At 69.5% G+C, this 1,115-nt stretch carries 1 protein-coding gene; it reads right to left on the reverse strand.

Annotated features, from left to right (window positions below; all coding sequences use genetic code 11):
* Positions 1-15: 15 nt before the first annotated feature.
* Positions 16-1,011 (reverse strand): IS630 family transposase, encoded by a 996-nt coding sequence (locus tag ACFV4P_RS35990; RefSeq protein WP_380477697.1) that lies wholly within the window; start codon positions 1,009-1,011, stop codon positions 16-18.
* Positions 1,012-1,115 lie beyond the last annotated feature (104 nt).

The following is a 1,115-nucleotide window of genomic DNA, read 5'->3' on the forward strand; positions in this document are numbered from 1 at the left end:
TATTGACCCGAAACGCTAAATTTCCGGCACCTCGGCGATGTAGCGGACGTGCGGGCCCTGGAAGTACCCGCGGATGATGTGTGGCTGCTTCTGTCGGCGGTGGAAGAATCGCCGGACCTCGTCGGCGAGTTGGTCGGCGTTGCGGGCCCGGGAGGTCGGCAGGAGGGTTCGTTTCAGGTCGGCGTTGACGAGCTCGTCCGGGTTGGTCTCGGGCGCGTACGCGGGCAGCAGGTGGAGGGTGACCCGGCCGGGGTGGCCGGCGAGCCAGGCCCTGACCTTCTTGCTGCGGTGGACGGAGTGCCGGTCGACGACGAGGTGGACCGGGCGGTCGAACTGCCTGTTCAGGCGGTCGAGGAAGTCGCAGAACACCTCGGCGGTGAACGATCCCCGGTAGACCGTGAACCACATCCGGCCCCGGGGACTGATCGCGGACATCGCGTTGACCGAGAACCGGTTTCCGGTCCGGCGCACGGTCGGCGTCTCGCCGCGCGGGGCCCAGGTCCGGCCGGACACCTGGTCGGAGCGGACACCGGTCTGATCCGCGAACAGCACTTCGGCGCCTTCTTCCTGTGCCTTCGCGCGGATCGCGGGCCACGTCTCCTCGCGCCAGGCGCGGACCGCTTCCGGGTCCTGCTCGATCGCGCGCTTGTCGGGGCGCTGGAACGACAGCCCCCAGCGCTTGAGGTATTTGCCCACGCCCTGTTCGGTCAGCCGCACCCGGTAGAGCAGGGCGATCAGGTCGCCGACGATCGCGCGGGTCCACAACTGCCCGCCCAGGCCGAGGTCTTCGGGGCGGTGGTCGATCAGGGCCTGCCGGACGCACTGCTGCCGGTCGGGATCGAGCACCTGGTGCTCGCCCACCCGCCGGCCGCGGATCCTGGACACCAGAGCATCCCGGCCGCCGGCCTGCCAGGCAGCCCACCAACTGTCCACCGACTCCACGGTCACGCCAAGGAGTTCGGCGACCTCGCGCCGATCCCGACCCGCCCGTAGCGCCGCAACCGCCCGCATCCGCAGAGCTTCCTGAGCCTTCGGCGACAGCCGTCGCGTGTCCCCCACCAGATCCGTCACGCCAGGATCAACGAGCGACGAACCTTACCGTTTCGGGTCAATAG

Origin of the sequence: Kitasatospora sp. NPDC059795, assembly GCF_042732175.1 — a bacterium.
In the GTDB taxonomy this organism is placed as follows: domain Bacteria; phylum Actinomycetota; class Actinomycetes; order Streptomycetales; family Streptomycetaceae; genus Kitasatospora.

What these genes read in the sequence shown, in the direction of transcription:
- ACFV4P_RS35990 (WP_380477697.1), bottom strand. Translation starts at nt 1,011, where the DNA reads ATGCGGGCGGTTGCGGCGCTACGGGCGGGTCGGGATCGGCGCGAGGTC.